The sequence below is a fragment of the uncultured Nostoc sp. genome (assembly GCF_964247315.1).
GTDB lineage: Bacteria > Cyanobacteriota > Cyanobacteriia > Cyanobacteriales > Nostocaceae > Nostoc.
Window position 1 is genome coordinate 61,713 of sequence record NZ_CAXTTT010000001.1, and the last position, 14,337, is coordinate 76,049.

Below are 14,337 nucleotides of genomic sequence, written 5' to 3' on the forward strand. Positions count from 1 at the left end.
GTAAGATTTAAACATATTGAACAGCAGTCAAAATAGTTGCTGTAGCTGCATTTTTTATTTAGCAGATACTACGCGTAGCAAGATCCCTGTAAGGGTACATTTCTAATTTTTAATTTTTAATTTATTATGAATTTCCGTGAATTTTCACCAACGCAACCAGTCATCTTAGGGTTTGATCCAGGTCGAGATAAGTGTGGTTTAGCGGTGATGGGACTGGATCGGCGACTGTATTATCATCAGGTCGTGCTAGCAAAAGAGGCGATCGCTACCATTGAGACACTGCGTCAAAGGTTTCCGATCTCTTTGATGGTCATGGGCGACCAAACTACAGCTAAACAGTGGAGAGAGAAATTATATCAAGAATTGACAGAACCCCTGAGCATTATTTTAGTGGATGAGCGCTACACAACCTTAGAAGCACGCGATCGCTATTGGCAAATGTACCCGCCCAAAGGGCTAATAAAGCTATTGCCACAGGGTCTGCGACAGCCACCAAGACCCATAGATGATATTGTTGCCATCCTTTTAATCGAAAGATACTTAAATCGCCTCACTGAATCAGCAGCCAGCCAATTTTAGATTTTTTCTTCAATCCAAAATCTAAAATCAAAAATCCAAAATTGAATAACTCCTAAGTTTTAAAGTTCCGCCCGAATCGTAAAAGCATAGTCTCCTCCAGGCTCTAGCTGGTAATCTTGTTGCTCCAAGAATCGACCGAGGGGTTCTTTGATCAAGGCGCGACCTTGGGAGGGCTTGACGGCAAGTTCTCCCCGGCGAAAATGCCACTGGAAATGCCACTCAAACTCACCCGCACTCACTTCGCCCTCAAGGAAGCCGTGTTGCCAGGATTGGCGGGTAATTCTGACATGGGCAATGGTTTCTGGCAGACGTTTTGCACTCACAATGCTTTATGTCAAGTGTGGAATAACAGCCGATAATGTAGGCTACTTATTTTATTTACCAAACATATCTTAATTAGACAAACTGACAAAGTGGGTATTTGTAGTTGACTAGGTTGTGTTTATAAGCAAGACTACTTCAGTATCCTGAAACCGCGCCACCGATAGCGTAAGCAAGCTGTCTCCTAGAGAAGCGTTAGCTAGTCTTCCTTCGAGGGTAACAGCTAGTCGTAGAGATTGGAAAATAAATCAAACGAGAAATGCTAATTTTTCCGTTGCTTCTAGCGATCGCACTTCAACTACTGGCACATTTCAGCAATCGTTTCCATTCGCAACGTGAAGCAGTCTCTACCGTCAATAATCAAATTAGCAGCCTTCAACCCTCCTGTCACAATTGCGTCATTGAAGGTCTTTGTTGCGAAGCCCACAGTATATCTATACCGCAAGATAGCTGTTTTTTGAATCTATATGTACAGTAAAAGTTGGGCAAAAGTATCTAGAGTATACAATAAATTAAAAACTACAGATAAAAAGGTTTCGTGACTTACGTATAGACGCTTGTACGATCGGGCAGTGCTGCAAGAACAACTATGTCGAGCAGCAACGTTTAGAAAAACAGGGGGAATGTCTGTGAAGTCTTTAGAATAAACCAAAAAGGCGGCTTTTTATAAGTTAGTAGTACTAAGTGCATTTTCAGAAATAACTTTATAGATTTTAGTATTTTTTTTGTTTTTACTGCCTAAATAATTTGTCAATAATGATTTAGGTATAACTATTATTTATTACTATTTGTTTAATGCTCAATTCCCTAACTCAAGTAAGATGTGCGCTTACTATTAAAATCGATATTATATTTAGTAAATGTAAATTTCAGTTTACGTAATGAGGTAAGTAATGGCAATTCAATTGAAAGTTCCAGATATTAAAGGTGATGAGTGCGCCAAGAAAATAACTAAATCTATTCTGACTATGGAATCTGATGCCAAAGTAGACGTGAACGTTGATACTAAAACTGTAACTGTAGATGCGGCAGCTTCTGAAGAGTCAATTAAACAGATGGTTCAATCTGCTGGTTATACTATAGAGGGTTATTAATTATTTTATCTAAATTTCCTAATAAATTTAGATGAAATGATTTAGCCAACACAATTGCTTAATGATATTTACGTCCGTTGGACGGGCGTAGATATTAATAACTTACTCTACTTAATCACAAATATTCCTCCTTTGACAGCAGGGCAAACGGATCTAAATATTGGCAAACCTGAATAAAAGTTAAATTCGTCAAGACGCAATTGAATATAACTTTCAGAAAATTAAATGCTAATTCTCGTATTAATAATCATTATTAGGTAGAAGTTACCCTGAAGTTAGAGGCAACCGACGGTTGTCTGTCAAATAACTTAGTATTCCCACGCCTAGCCAAAAAAGAATTATATTCACTTATCCTCAAGTTTAAGTACTAGGGAGGATTTATGAGGAATAACTAACTGATAGATAATTGGGGCAGAAAGCTAAAGCTAGAAGCATGGAAACCAAACAGCTAGGAAAAACTGGTATCTTTGTAAGTGCAATTGGTTTGGGTGGTATGCCCATGTCAATTTCTAATCGCCCTCCAGAATCACAATCAATCCAAGTTATTCATCGTACCTTGGATTTGGGTATTACATTTATTGACACTGCCGATTCTTACTGCAAAGATGAGTCAGATAAGCACCACAATGAGCGGCTAATTCACAAGGCACTTAGTAGTTACAAAGGTGATGTTAGCCAAGTGATTGTAGCAACTAAGGGCGGGTTGATGCGTCCCGATGGCAACTGGACAAGCAACGGCAACCCAGAACATTTGCACCAAACAATTCGAGACAGTTTTGAGGCGTTGGGTGGTGCTAAACCCATCGATGTTTGGCAATATCATTCTCCCGATACTAATTACACCATTGAAGAATCCCTTACACCAGTTAAAGAAGCAGTAGAGGCTGGTTTGATTCGGTTTGTGGGAGTTTCTAACTTTTCCGTTGAACAAATTAAGCGGGCGCGGGATGTGGTGGATATTGTCTCGGTGCAGAATCAATACAGCCCTTGGCAACGACAGCCAGAAAATGACGGCGTATTGAAGTATTGCGAACAGCAAGGATTGACCTTTTTACCTTGGAGTCCCTTTGGTGGTAGACGTCGCCATCAGGACTTGCAAGATATTTCTGTGATCGCTCATTTAGCTAAAGAAAAAGGCGTATCGGTATATAATATCGTTTTGGCGTGGTTGCGTTCCAAGTCGCCTGCTATTTTGCCAATTCCTGGTGCTAGCAAAGTTTCAAGCATTGAAGATTCAGCAAAAGCTATCAATGTGAAACTATCTGATGAAGAAGTGCAAAAAATTGATCGGGCAACTTAATCATTCGGCGTTGCTAATTAAATGTATAAATCTGGGTGTAAAAACGTTGCATTGCAACGTTTTTACACCCAGATTTTTAAATCACGCAAAATCATTTTCATATCTGAATTCAACAATGCCAATTATTCCACTCGCTAACGTAGATGTAGTAGAAGTTGCCTATAAAAAAAGACATGATATTAGAAACACACCGCTTGCTAATGCGTGATTTTGTAGAGACAGACTGGCAAGCGGTTTTTGCCTATCAATCAAATCCTTTGTACTTGCGTTACAACTACTGGACACACCGCACACAGAAGGATGTTTGCGAGTTTATCTAGATGTTTATCGATCAGCAAAAAGAGCAACCAAGAACAAAGTTTCAGTTAGCTATTATCCTTAAAGAAGAAAATCGGCTGATTGGCAATTGTGGCATCCGTGTAAATGACCTGGAAATGCGAGAAGCACAAAGTATTAGCAGCGGGTAAAAATATCTGCGTTCTAGTGGACGAATAGCTACAGATAAATTATTTCAATGGGCAAACATTTCAGCCTGGAGGATTATCAGCCTTTCTTTACGGTTCATAATCCCAAAATACTATAACCTGGTGTTTTTTTTGATGTTTTCTAATACACCTGATGCTTTAAAAGCTGAATAAAACCTGACATTTTTGCTTACCTCTCTGAGAAAGTTGCAGAGAATAATTAGTTATTTATGGAGTCTGAAAAATGCGATCGCTACTTTTAACTTTTGACCAAAATCTAAGTTTTTTTGAAATCCAATTGGAAAGAATACTTTCACAACCTTTAACTGAAGTTCTTACTTTACCTAAATTGCAACAAGAATTAAACAGCTTAGATACCAATTTACTTAAGAAAACCTTGCCGACAGCAGGAGGAGTTTTAGCTAAAGAATTACCACCTTTTTATAACTGGCTAAAAAATGAGTTGGGAGTAAAGCAGGTTCCTGATAGTCCCGATCACACAACAACATGGGTAATTGGTTTCCTCCATAATCAAGAAAGTTTAACTCATTTAGTTGAGTTACACCGTCCAGTACCTCGTCTGGCTTTAGAAGCTTCTATTCCCCGCTTGGTAGAGATATTTGAAGGTGTCGAAGATGTGCAAGTTCGGCAGGAATGGCAAAAAGCGATCGCGGCTCTATGTCTAGTTTTAGTTGTTGCTGCACGCGAACAAGATAGAGTAGCTGTAGCAATGTAAATTACTGTCCTTTGCGTGTAAGGGCGCACAGCTGTGTGCGCCTACTAATCTATATCTCCAGAAGCGATCGCATCTAATTTATCAGCATCAAGTATTATAATCGTCCCACCACGGCGATAAGCAATTACCGACTTGAGACTTTTAATTAATCGCACGCATTCTTCGTAAGTAATGCCACTACTTCGAGCCATCCGATAATAAGATAATTTAACTTTTAAACATTCGCCTTGGGAAGTAGATTCAGTTCCAGATTCGGCAGCAAAATATTGTATTAATCTGGCAAGGCGAACAATAGCTCTTTCAGAAACTAACCCGTGGACTGTTTCATGTAATTCCTGAATCCGATTGTTAAAAACCATCAGCATTTGTAAAGCAATTTCAGGATTTTGCCCAATAGCTTTTAATAAAGCATCTCGCTTTACAGTGAGAATTTCACAATCAGATTCAGCAGTGACAGTTGCCGGAGAAATTCCATTTCCCAACAAAGCCGGAGCCGCAAAAATTTCCCCAGCAGCTAAGGCGCGGAGAATTGTTTCTTTTCCTGTTGTTGCTGTTTTGGTAACTTGAATTACTCCACTAACAACAGCGTAGAGTTTTGCTGGTAAGCGATCGCCTTCATGGAGAATAATCTCCCCTTTGCGATAGCCTTGTACCTGAGTGTCAGGTTGCAAACCGATCTTCTCTGCTGTTTCTAAACCCGCAAACACGATAATTTGCGAAAGTTGTTCCAGAGATGCCTGCATGATTAGCCCGATATTGCCCAAGCTGGACGATGATGAATCCAAGGGTTAGCCGCTTCTAATTGTGCTGCTAGGCTGATGATTGTGGCTTCAGCGGCAGGTTTACCAATTAGCTGCACGCTCATGGGTAAACCCTGACTGTCAAAGCCCACAGGAATTGCGATCGCAGGTTGTCCAGTTGCATTTGCAGGCGGACAAGGAGCAACCCACTCAATAATATTTTGGAATGTCTCTTCTAGACTCAGTGAAGCCCATTCCCCAATGCGCATGGGTGAATGTAGATAAACTGGCAATACCAGCACATCAACGGTATCGAAAAACGCCACAATTTGACGTGCCACTATCTGCATTTGGGAAACTGCTTGCAGGTACTGGGCAACAGAACCTGTACGTGCAAATAACCAGCGATTCAATGGTTGCAAAGCTTCAACAGGAAGTCCTGATGCAGCTACCCCAGCTTGCCAAACGATTTGAAATGGTTCAACTAAACCACTAAAATCTGGGGATTTTTGTTCAACGTGATGGCCGAGTTGTTCTAATAACTGGACTGTTTGGCGGACACCTTGCTGACAGTTCGCGTCAGCTTCTCCTAAAGGAGAAATGCTAGTGTCAAAAGCAATTCGCAAAGCACCAAGTTTTATCTGAGTGGCGGCGAGAAATGATGCTTCGGGATCTGGCAACCAGTAAGGATCGCCTGTCATGTACCCAGATATGGCATCCAAAAGGGCAGCAGCATCAGCTACAGTGCGGCCGATTGGCCCGTTGACGGCAATTCCAGCGAGGCGTTCGCCTACGGGTGCTTTACTTACCCTGCCTCTAGATGGCTTAATTCCTACCAAACCACAACAAGCCGCAGGCCCCCGAATCGAACCACCGCCATCAGAACCTTGAGCGATCGCACATAATCCCGCTGCTACTGCGGCCGCTGCGCCACCACTGGAACCACCAGGGGTGTATTCTAAATTCCACGGATTTCTCGCTGGGGGAAAACCCGCAGGTTCGCTGTAAGGGAATGAACCTAATTCAGAAGTTGCTGTTTTACCAAGAATAGTAAATCCAGCTTGCTTAATCCGCGTTACAACACCATCATCATAGTTAGGGATATTGTTCAGTAATGCTGGATTCCCATAAGTACAGGTAACACCTGCTACAGCATTGAGGTCTTTAATGGAAATCGGCACGCCAAAAAATGGCGGTAATTCTGAGGTAGTTGTCAATAATTCTGTTTTGGCTTTGGCATCTGCGATCGCTAATTCTGCCGTCACCGTAAAATAACTTCCTAATTGGGGATTTAATTGCCCAATCCGTTCTAAATATATTTCTACCAACTCTAGCGGTGATATTTCCCGACGACGAATTAATTGCGCCAACTCTAGTGCTGGGGTAAATGCTAAATCAACTTCATTCATAGGTTAGTGAATGGATAATTTTGTCTTTCTCTGGGATTTTTAAACTGAAATTGTTACTTTAACAGCATTTCCGGGAACTATATATTTTATAGCTCCTAAGATTTTTCAGTAGTACTAAGTACTGAGTGCTGAATGTAACTCCATAATTAAAACTAGAGGATTGAAACAAGGACATATTTTTTCTTGCACTACGTGTCTCGAAAAAAATATTATTATTTTTCCTTTCTCAGCACTCGTTACTCAGCACTGTTTTGGTGACTCATTTAGGATGCTCAGATGCAACAGGCGTGGTTATATTCTTACTCAAGCCATTTTAATTGTTTCGCATAAACTTTCGACAAATCTCTAAAGGGTATTTATGGCTAACCTAGAAATACTTATTAGTGAATTGCCAACATTGATTCAGAGTTTAAAACTGACTATTGGCGATTCTAATGAAATCATCGAACAAATTATCCCGATTAATAATGCTCAGGAGAAACTACGAAATATTAAAAAATTAATCACTCAGGAATTGAAATTTGAGAACGTCAAACATTCTGCGATCGCTACACTTCCTCGATTAATCACACAAGCTACTTTATTTATACCTAGTGTAGGATTAGTAGATCCAGTCATAGCAGAAAAATTTGGGAACTCAGAAACTAAAATTTCATTAACTGATTTACAATTAAAAATTGATTCTTGGATTGAATGGGGTTATTTTTTGCAAGCAATAGCGGCTGATATTCTCAGTGATATTCAATTAGTAAATCAACTAAACTCTTTGATTAGTCATTTAAGCATATCCAATGAACTTCAAACGCTTAATAAAAGTTTAATAATTAAGTTAGATTTATGCAATTTTAATATTTTAACAGAGCAAATTCAAAACATTAGCGATTATCAAAAACAACTATTACAGCTACAAGAAAAATTAAATTATATTTTTAATACTATTAAAAATAATCATAACTTATTAAATATTTTATTAGGTGTATCAGTTTTTTATGGTAAATCTAGTTTCGTTTTAGAGTGGTTAGATGATGACCATGAATTAATCATATCAAGTGAGGGAAAATTTCAAGAGTTAACAGATATTCTCAATGATTGTGATTTTTTCCAAGAACAAATTGCTACTTTGATCGTGCAATGTGACACTTTAAATCAACAGGCAGAACAAGCCCTAAAAAAAATTGAACAGGAAAGTAGTGAAGAAACAATTAATGGTCAAGAAGTAGAAATAGTACCGAAGTTTTCTACACCAAAAGTAGTACGTTCAGCTTTGATTATAGCCTCAAGTTTATTACTATTAACTTTTGGTGGTTGGAAAATTAAAGAACAAAGTCTAAGTTTAACTCAAGAAAGAAGTGCTGATGCTAAGTTTAAATCTGCTCAAAAACTTGGTATGGAGGCTGCTTCTCTGGTTCAAAAGCCACCGCATCCTCTAAAAGTCTGGCAACAAGCACAAAACAAATGGTATCAGGCAATAAACTTGTTAGATACTATTCCTCATGAGACATCAGTTTATGATCGGGCAAAAAAGAAATTGGCTTACTATCAAATTAACTATAAATTTATCACTCAAAGAGTGTTAATTGAAAAAAAAGCCTTAGAAAACTTAGAATCAGCCCAAAAGCTAGCAGCAGAAGCTAATTTATTTGTTCAAAATTCACCTCATTCACAACTAAGTCGGCAACAAGCAAAAGATAAATGCCAGCAAGCAATTAATTTATTAGAAGCTATTTCAGAGAGTACGTCTGTCTCTGTACAAGCTAAAGAGATGCTTACTATTTATAAAATTAATTATGCAGTTACTAGTGATATTTCTCATTAGTTACCAGGGGTGAACAAGTTTGTAGTCAGGACTTTAGTGCTGGATTTTTAAGCACGCTTTTTGCTTATTACAAACTCATCAAAATTAATGGGACAGACTACTAGTCAGCAGTTCTAAATCATTTGTGAAAATTAGATAGGATTCCTTCTACCTTATCCGTGATAGATTGCTTCGTCCAGCATAATTTTACCTAACTCCATAAGGCGGATAAGATAGGATTTGAATCTGCATTGGTATTAATTAATATTCTCTGTCCTTACCTTCGCGAACCTACATTGCAGGAAGGCGAAGCGCCTATGCGTTAAAAAATAAAGAGGTAAATCGCCCTCTTTTGGCACTTCACCTCTTAACAACAGATAATTACAACTAACAATTACACCTTAGAACGGTCAGTTAAAATCTCATAACCAGTCTCTGTCACTAAAACTGTATGCTCAAACTGAGCTGACAAAGAATTATCCATAGTGACTGCTGTCCAACGGTCAGATAATGTCCGCGTGTGTCTAGAACCCGCGTTTAAAATTGGCTCAATTGCCAGCGTCATCCCCGCTCGAAGTTTAACATTTGGCATCTCACGAGTACGATAGTTGAATACTGAAGGTTCTTCATGCAAGTTACGACCGACACCGTGCCCAGTAAACTCTTCAACTATACTAAAACCGTTAGATTTCACATGATCTTCAATTGCTCCAGCTAAGTCAAGCAGGTATACACCAGCCTTAACTTGCTCAATGCCTTTATATAAAGCTTCTTCTGCTACGCGAATTAATTTAGTAGCTTCTTGCGTCACTTCACCGACAGCAATTGAAATGCAAGAATCACCATGAAAGCCTTGGTAATAAGCGCCCGTGTCTACTTTTAATACATCCCCAACGCGAATCACTTTCTTGGGGCTAGGAATGCCATGTACTGCTTCATTATTAATGCTAGAGCAAATAGAACCTGGGAAACCGTGATATCCTTTAAAACTAGGTGTTGCACCCATTTCGCGGATGCGTTTTTCTGCATAAGCATCCAAATCAGCTGTTGTCATTCCTGGCTTTACTAGCTCGGAAATTTCTTTTAAGACAGTTGCCACAATTGCCGCTGATTTCCGCATGATTTCAATTTCACGCGGCGATTTAATTTCAATTCCTCGGCGTTGTTTTTTTGCAGTTGTAGGCTGAGTTGTTTGAGAAAGTAAGTTACTGAAAATGTTCATGGGAAATTAATAATTACTGGTGGCTCTGACGCTGAAGTATCAATGCTTTCTCTAGATTAATTGAGAAATAATATCTATAATTTAAGTTATTTTAATCCCTGATAGGGATTCTTCCATTTTTGGAGCTAATGTATATAGAATAACATCTTTACATACTCCTGATATGTTGGACTTGAATCAAAAACGTCCTAAGTTATTTTTCACGACACCCTATGGGAGTTAGTACAGCTTTGTCCAAAATGAGGGTTGAAATTTAAACGCAGAGGGACGCAAAGGTAAGCGCCAAGGTACGCAGAGAATTTAATGAAATGTTGTATTTAGCTCAATTATCTTTAATTTTTAATTCTTGATGGCAATCTCTCCAGTCATACCTGCTTCTGTATCTCCTGGTATTGTACAACGTAAGCCAAAAGTACCAGATTTCAGAGGGACAAATACCCATTCTTTATATTCTCCATGCTCAGTGCCCATCTCTACCTAATGCTTTTCTCTGCTAACACAGATGGCCCAGCAGTAACGACTATGATTTTATCTTGGTGGAGTAACTCACGAGCCGCTTGATTCACTTGGGTAAGGGTGACTTTCTGGATTTTATCAGTGAAGGAGTGCAACTCTACTTTATCTAGTCCATACACTTCATTCATCAAAATTCTATCTGTTAATTCCTCTGGGTTTGCCAGGGAAACGTTGTAATTGCTGATGAGAGTGCGTTTAGCTGTTTCTACTTCTAGTACAGTTACACCTTGTTGATGGATTTGCTGTAGCATCTGGCGGGTACTAGCGATCGCTTTACTGCTATCTTCAGGACTAGTCTGCATCTCAATCAAAAATGTCCCTACATTCTTCCCGGCTTGGAAGGAGCTATAAATTCCATAGCTCAAACCTTGGCGATCGCGCACTTCTGCACCTAGTCTACTAGATAAGGTATCGCCTCCCAATATCTGGTTCAATACTAAGGCTGCATGAAATCGAGGATCGTAACGGTTAATGCTTGTGTAACCCATATAAGTTACAGCTTGGGCTTTATCTGGTAAAACTGGGTTGACACTGACGATTTTCTCCGGCATTGCCACCGGGGGATATTTTAATGTGGGTGCTTGACCGCTAACTTCCCAATCTCCAAACTTATTTTTAATCAGCGATCGCACTTTGTCTAGATCAAAATCTCCCACCAGCGCTAGCACTGTTGTATCTGGACGATAATGTTTAGCTTTGAAATCAATCACATCCTGGCGCTGAATCTGCTGTAAACTTTCGTCTGTGGGAAAGGTATGTAAGGGATGTTTTCTCGGATAAATTGACTGAACAAATACTCTTCTGGCTACTTCTGATGGCTCATCTAATTCCAGTTGCAGTTCGGTTAAAGTTTGTTGGCGATGTAGTTCTAACTCTTTGGTTGGAAAAGTACTATTTTTAACAACATCTGCCAATATCTCCAGGACTATCGGCAAATCATTTGCTAAACTATCACCTTCGATATGCACACCTTCACGGTAGGTTTGAAAGTCTAGACTTGCCCCTCGTTCTCCTAAGACTTTAGCAATAGTAAAAACATCCTTGCTCTTAGTGCCATTTAGCAAATTATCTGCCACAAAAGCAGCCAATCCAGCTTTATTCTCTGGATCGAATTCCGTCCCAGCTTGAATATAACCGCTCAAGGTAATGGTGGGAGTACTACGATCGGGTAACAGTAATATTCGCAATCCGTTGGTAAATTTAAATTTATCAGGTAAGACTTGGGCAATCGCATCTGTAGCCAAATCCACAGGTGGTAAATATTTCATCACCTCAGAAAAAAGCACAGGTACGCCAGAAGAAAAATTTTCTGTAGTTTGGGCTGAGTCTGGTTTGTCAGCAACTTTTGTTATCCGCTTCTGGGTTGGTTCAAAAAAGCCTACTGTCCGCGCTTCTTTTGTCAGATATTTGTTAATCACAGCAACAACATCCTTCGGCTTCACCAAACGAACAGCAGCCAAATAGCAGTCTGTGTAGCTATAATCACCAACAGTTGTCTCATCAGTGCCCAATCGCATTGCTTGAGAGGTGATATCACGGTTACTCAAAATTACATCTGCTGTTAATTGAGTTTTGGCTCGTTCTACTTCCTCAGATGTCAGGCCTTTTTCTGCTAGATTAGCGATCGCACTACTCAACATTAAGTCAATTTTTTTCAAATCTTGTTTAGAACCAGCCGTTACCAACACCTCATACCAGCCAGATTCTCGCAAACTGGTGACGGATGCTGTAACTTCACTAGCTAAACCTGATTCCACCAATGCCTGATAAAGTCTAGAATTCCGTCCCTCTGTCAAGATGTAATCCATCACATCCAGCGCCGGGACATCCGGTTGATTTGCATCCGGTAGCGGATACACAACTTGTAACAGCCGCCCTGCTCCCGGTTCTCGTAATACTATGGGAGTGCTGAGTGATGGAGAAATAACTCCAGCCCTCTGCCTCCTGCCTCCTGCCTCCTGCCCACTGCCTCGTGTCCACTGCCTCGTGCCCCCTGTCTCCTGCCTCGGTAATTTACCAAATACCTCTTTAATTGTTTCGAGGGTATTTGCAGTTTGAAAATCTCCAACAATCACTAACACAGCATTATCGGGACTGTAAAAATTGCGGTAATATTTTTCTACCTGCTCAACTTCAAATTTTTCGACATCAGCTTTTGTGCCACCTACAGGCAACCCATAAGCATGATTGGGAAACACCGCTTGCATGACAGCGCGGTTGAGGCGATATTCGGGGCTATTTTCGTAACCCTGCAACTCGGAAATTACTACCCGCTTTTCACTCGCTAATTGCTCTGGCTCAATCTGGGAATTTTGCATTCTGTCTGCTTCCAGCACTAAGAGCGCTTTTAGCTTGTTTCGTTCCACAGTACCGTAATATGCAGTTTGATCGTAGCTAGTGAAAGCATTGGAATCACTACCTAAAGCACTAAACAAACGTCCAAATTGAATTGGACGGTTTTTTGTACCTTTAAACATCATATGTTCTAACTGGTGGGCAATGCCATTTACACCCGGTTCTTCGTTGCGTGAGCCAACCTTGTACCACACCTGCACCGTCACCACTGGCGCAGTATGCACTTCCTTTGTCAGGACAGTTAGACCATTCTCTAGTACTGTCTTGCGGACATTTTCTGTCAGTGTTGAGGGCATTATTCTTTTTGCTAGCAAGGTTGACTGATATTTTTCTTTGTTAGTAAATATAACTGGATGTTGGCTATGAGCAGGTCGATCGCTCAACAAAAAAACAGCTACTAGCCATAAACTTAAAAGTAATAACGGCAAAGGATATTTATAAAATTTAGAATAAAATTTGGAAAATCCATACATGTATTTAGCAGATATATCTGTAAATTAAGTTACATAATTATTTTTGTGGGTGACTACACTTTAATCTGGCAAAAAAATCTGTGACTTCAGTAACAATACAGAAAAACAATATATTAGCAACAAAGGTAATAAAAAAGCTAAATTATGGGAGTTTTGCTAAAACGCGAATGAATTCCAGAGGTAAGCCATCAGTATCGGCGATGAAAGCCACTTCGTAAATGCGATCGCCTATTTGCTGTTGTGTCGGTTCTAAAAGTACCTTCAACGGTTCTAATGCTTCGGTTTGACTCTCAGCAGCTAGCGATACACGTTCTTGTAAACTTGTCAACCAGCTAGGTAAATCTGGTGTAATCTCAGTTAAATCGAACGAGAGATGATAGTATCCCACATAATGCTCATCATCAAAAGCATCTGGGGCTGGTTTTGGTTCGGGAATTTGGATCAGTTCAATTCTGCCGCCCAATCCTTCTATCCAGCAAGCTAAGGTGTAGCCTGTGGTAAAGCGTTCTGAGATTGTAAACCCTAAAAGTTCATAGAAAGCGATCGCTCGATGAATATTCGCAGTCCGAATAGAAGCGTGGTGCATATTAGTCCTTAGTCCTTAGTCCTTAGTCATTTGTCCCTTGTTATTCACTAATGACAAATGACTAATGACAAATGACCATTACTCAAACAACCTGAAATAAGGGTAGCGTACAGGGACACCAGGCTCTTTTTCCAAGTCAAAATTAATCACTTCCCAACAGGCATCATCTGAAGTATCGGGGCTAAACTCCACGGGTAAACCGTACAATCGCGCAGCAGTAGCTTCTGGTTGTCCAGAACGCCAAGGTGTGCTGCGTTCCAAGTAGCCACTCATCAATTCCTGATAGCGTCGAGCAATAATCACTCGTGTTGCTCGAAAGCCTTGGGTATAGAGCTTATCTAATGCTTCGTGAATTTCAAAGCGAATACCATCAGGATGAGTATGTTGTCTATACCATTCATTATTCCACCTCCGCCAATGACGCCCCGATTGCAAATGGATTAACTCTCCATTTTTAGGATTAGCTTCAAACGCGCCATGACGAGGACACAAATAGGTATCTGTTAGTGTCAGCGCCGGAATAGTCTGGCGACAATGGGGACACTGTATTTCCGGCCCAAACATCGGGTACTGCAAACCTGGATTCATCATGAAGTGCGTACAAACATAATTTTGTCTTCACCAGCACTAGTGGGTTGGGTTATACACTTCGGCTCAACCACTTTGGGTTACTTGCTCGCTGCTGCATAGACACGGTGTTGCAGCAGGAACATTGTTCACTAGTGTTTTCCTCAGCGTAGAGGCTTG

The 14,337-nt window shown here is 40.2% G+C and carries 16 protein-coding genes; 8 read left to right on the forward strand and 8 right to left on the reverse strand.

Annotated elements, in window-relative coordinates; genetic code table 11:
• Nucleotides 1-126: 126 nt before the first annotated feature.
• Complete coding sequence (locus ACFE93_RS00235) at nucleotides 127-579, forward strand: resolvase (RefSeq protein WP_375471499.1); 453 nt, start codon at nucleotides 127-129, stop codon at nucleotides 577-579.
• A gap of 59 nt (nucleotides 580-638) precedes the next feature.
• Here ACFE93_RS00235 and ACFE93_RS00240 read toward each other — a convergent pair whose 3' ends face one another.
• The gene (locus ACFE93_RS00240) at nucleotides 639-902 is read right to left on the reverse strand and encodes a DUF3146 family protein (protein ID WP_069070640.1); all 264 of its coding nucleotides are present in this window, start codon (nucleotides 900-902) and stop codon (nucleotides 639-641) included.
• 891 nt (nucleotides 903-1,793) lie between these two features.
• Here ACFE93_RS00240 and ACFE93_RS00245 point away from each other — a divergent pair.
• From ACFE93_RS00245 to ACFE93_RS00270, 6 genes are all read left to right on the forward strand, one after another.
• Nucleotides 1,794-1,994 carry a heavy-metal-associated domain-containing protein gene (locus ACFE93_RS00245; protein ID WP_099104264.1) on the forward strand — a complete coding sequence of 67 codons (201 nt, stop codon included), beginning with the start codon at nucleotides 1,794-1,796 and terminating at the stop codon, nucleotides 1,992-1,994.
• 54 nt (nucleotides 1,995-2,048) lie between these two features.
• Complete coding sequence (locus ACFE93_RS00250) at nucleotides 2,049-2,171, forward strand: hypothetical protein (protein WP_375471500.1); 123 nt, start codon at nucleotides 2,049-2,051, stop codon at nucleotides 2,169-2,171.
• A 256-nt stretch (nucleotides 2,172-2,427) separates the two neighbouring features.
• Nucleotides 2,428-3,294, forward strand: coding sequence for an aldo/keto reductase (locus ACFE93_RS00255; RefSeq protein ID WP_375471501.1), 867 nt, complete (start codon nucleotides 2,428-2,430; stop codon nucleotides 3,292-3,294).
• 173 nt (nucleotides 3,295-3,467) lie between these two features.
• Nucleotides 3,468-3,614: a hypothetical protein gene (locus ACFE93_RS00260; RefSeq protein WP_375471502.1), complete on the forward strand. Its 147-nt coding sequence runs from the start codon at nucleotides 3,468-3,470 to the stop codon at nucleotides 3,612-3,614.
• Nucleotides 3,615-3,761 (forward strand): hypothetical protein, encoded by a 147-nt coding sequence (locus tag ACFE93_RS00265; protein ID WP_375471503.1) that lies wholly within the window; start codon nucleotides 3,615-3,617, stop codon nucleotides 3,759-3,761.
• A 241-nt stretch (nucleotides 3,762-4,002) separates the two neighbouring features.
• Nucleotides 4,003-4,494, forward strand: coding sequence for a hypothetical protein (locus ACFE93_RS00270; RefSeq protein WP_375471504.1), 492 nt, complete (start codon nucleotides 4,003-4,005; stop codon nucleotides 4,492-4,494).
• Between the two features lie 44 nt (nucleotides 4,495-4,538).
• Here the strand turns inward: ACFE93_RS00270 and ACFE93_RS00275 are convergent, their stop codons facing one another.
• Both ACFE93_RS00275 and ACFE93_RS00280 read right to left on the reverse strand, forming a co-directional pair.
• Nucleotides 4,539-5,237, reverse strand: coding sequence for a Crp/Fnr family transcriptional regulator (locus ACFE93_RS00275; RefSeq protein ID WP_375471505.1), 699 nt, complete (start codon nucleotides 5,235-5,237; stop codon nucleotides 4,539-4,541).
• 2 nt (nucleotides 5,238-5,239) lie between these two features.
• Nucleotides 5,240-6,643, reverse strand: coding sequence for an amidase (locus ACFE93_RS00280; RefSeq protein ID WP_375471506.1), 1,404 nt, complete (start codon nucleotides 6,641-6,643; stop codon nucleotides 5,240-5,242).
• Nucleotides 6,644-7,001: 358 nt separating this feature from the next.
• Here ACFE93_RS00280 and ACFE93_RS00285 point away from each other — a divergent pair, with 358 nt between their 5' ends.
• The gene (locus ACFE93_RS00285) at nucleotides 7,002-8,459 is read left to right on the forward strand and encodes a hypothetical protein (protein ID WP_375471507.1); all 1,458 of its coding nucleotides are present in this window, start codon (nucleotides 7,002-7,004) and stop codon (nucleotides 8,457-8,459) included.
• A 373-nt stretch (nucleotides 8,460-8,832) separates the two neighbouring features.
• Here ACFE93_RS00285 and map read toward each other — a convergent pair whose 3' ends face one another.
• From map to ACFE93_RS00310, 5 genes are all read right to left on the reverse strand, one after another.
• The gene (gene map / locus ACFE93_RS00290; RefSeq protein WP_375471508.1) at nucleotides 8,833-9,660 is read right to left on the reverse strand and encodes a type I methionyl aminopeptidase; all 828 of its coding nucleotides are present in this window, start codon (nucleotides 9,658-9,660) and stop codon (nucleotides 8,833-8,835) included.
• Nucleotides 9,661-9,999: 339 nt separating this feature from the next.
• Nucleotides 10,000-10,131, reverse strand: coding sequence for a hypothetical protein (locus ACFE93_RS00295; RefSeq protein ID WP_375471509.1), 132 nt, complete (start codon nucleotides 10,129-10,131; stop codon nucleotides 10,000-10,002).
• A gap of 2 nt (nucleotides 10,132-10,133) precedes the next feature.
• Nucleotides 10,134-13,004 (reverse strand): M16 family metallopeptidase, encoded by a 2,871-nt coding sequence (locus ACFE93_RS00300; protein WP_375471510.1) that lies wholly within the window; start codon nucleotides 13,002-13,004, stop codon nucleotides 10,134-10,136.
• Nucleotides 13,005-13,146: 142 nt separating this feature from the next.
• Nucleotides 13,147-13,590 carry a VOC family protein gene (locus ACFE93_RS00305; RefSeq protein ID WP_375471511.1) on the reverse strand — a complete coding sequence of 148 codons (444 nt, stop codon included), beginning with the start codon at nucleotides 13,588-13,590 and terminating at the stop codon, nucleotides 13,147-13,149.
• 78 nt (nucleotides 13,591-13,668) lie between these two features.
• Nucleotides 13,669-14,181 carry a TIGR02652 family protein gene (locus ACFE93_RS00310; RefSeq protein ID WP_292868208.1) on the reverse strand — a complete coding sequence of 171 codons (513 nt, stop codon included), beginning with the start codon at nucleotides 14,179-14,181 and terminating at the stop codon, nucleotides 13,669-13,671.
• Nucleotides 14,182-14,337 lie beyond the last annotated feature (156 nt).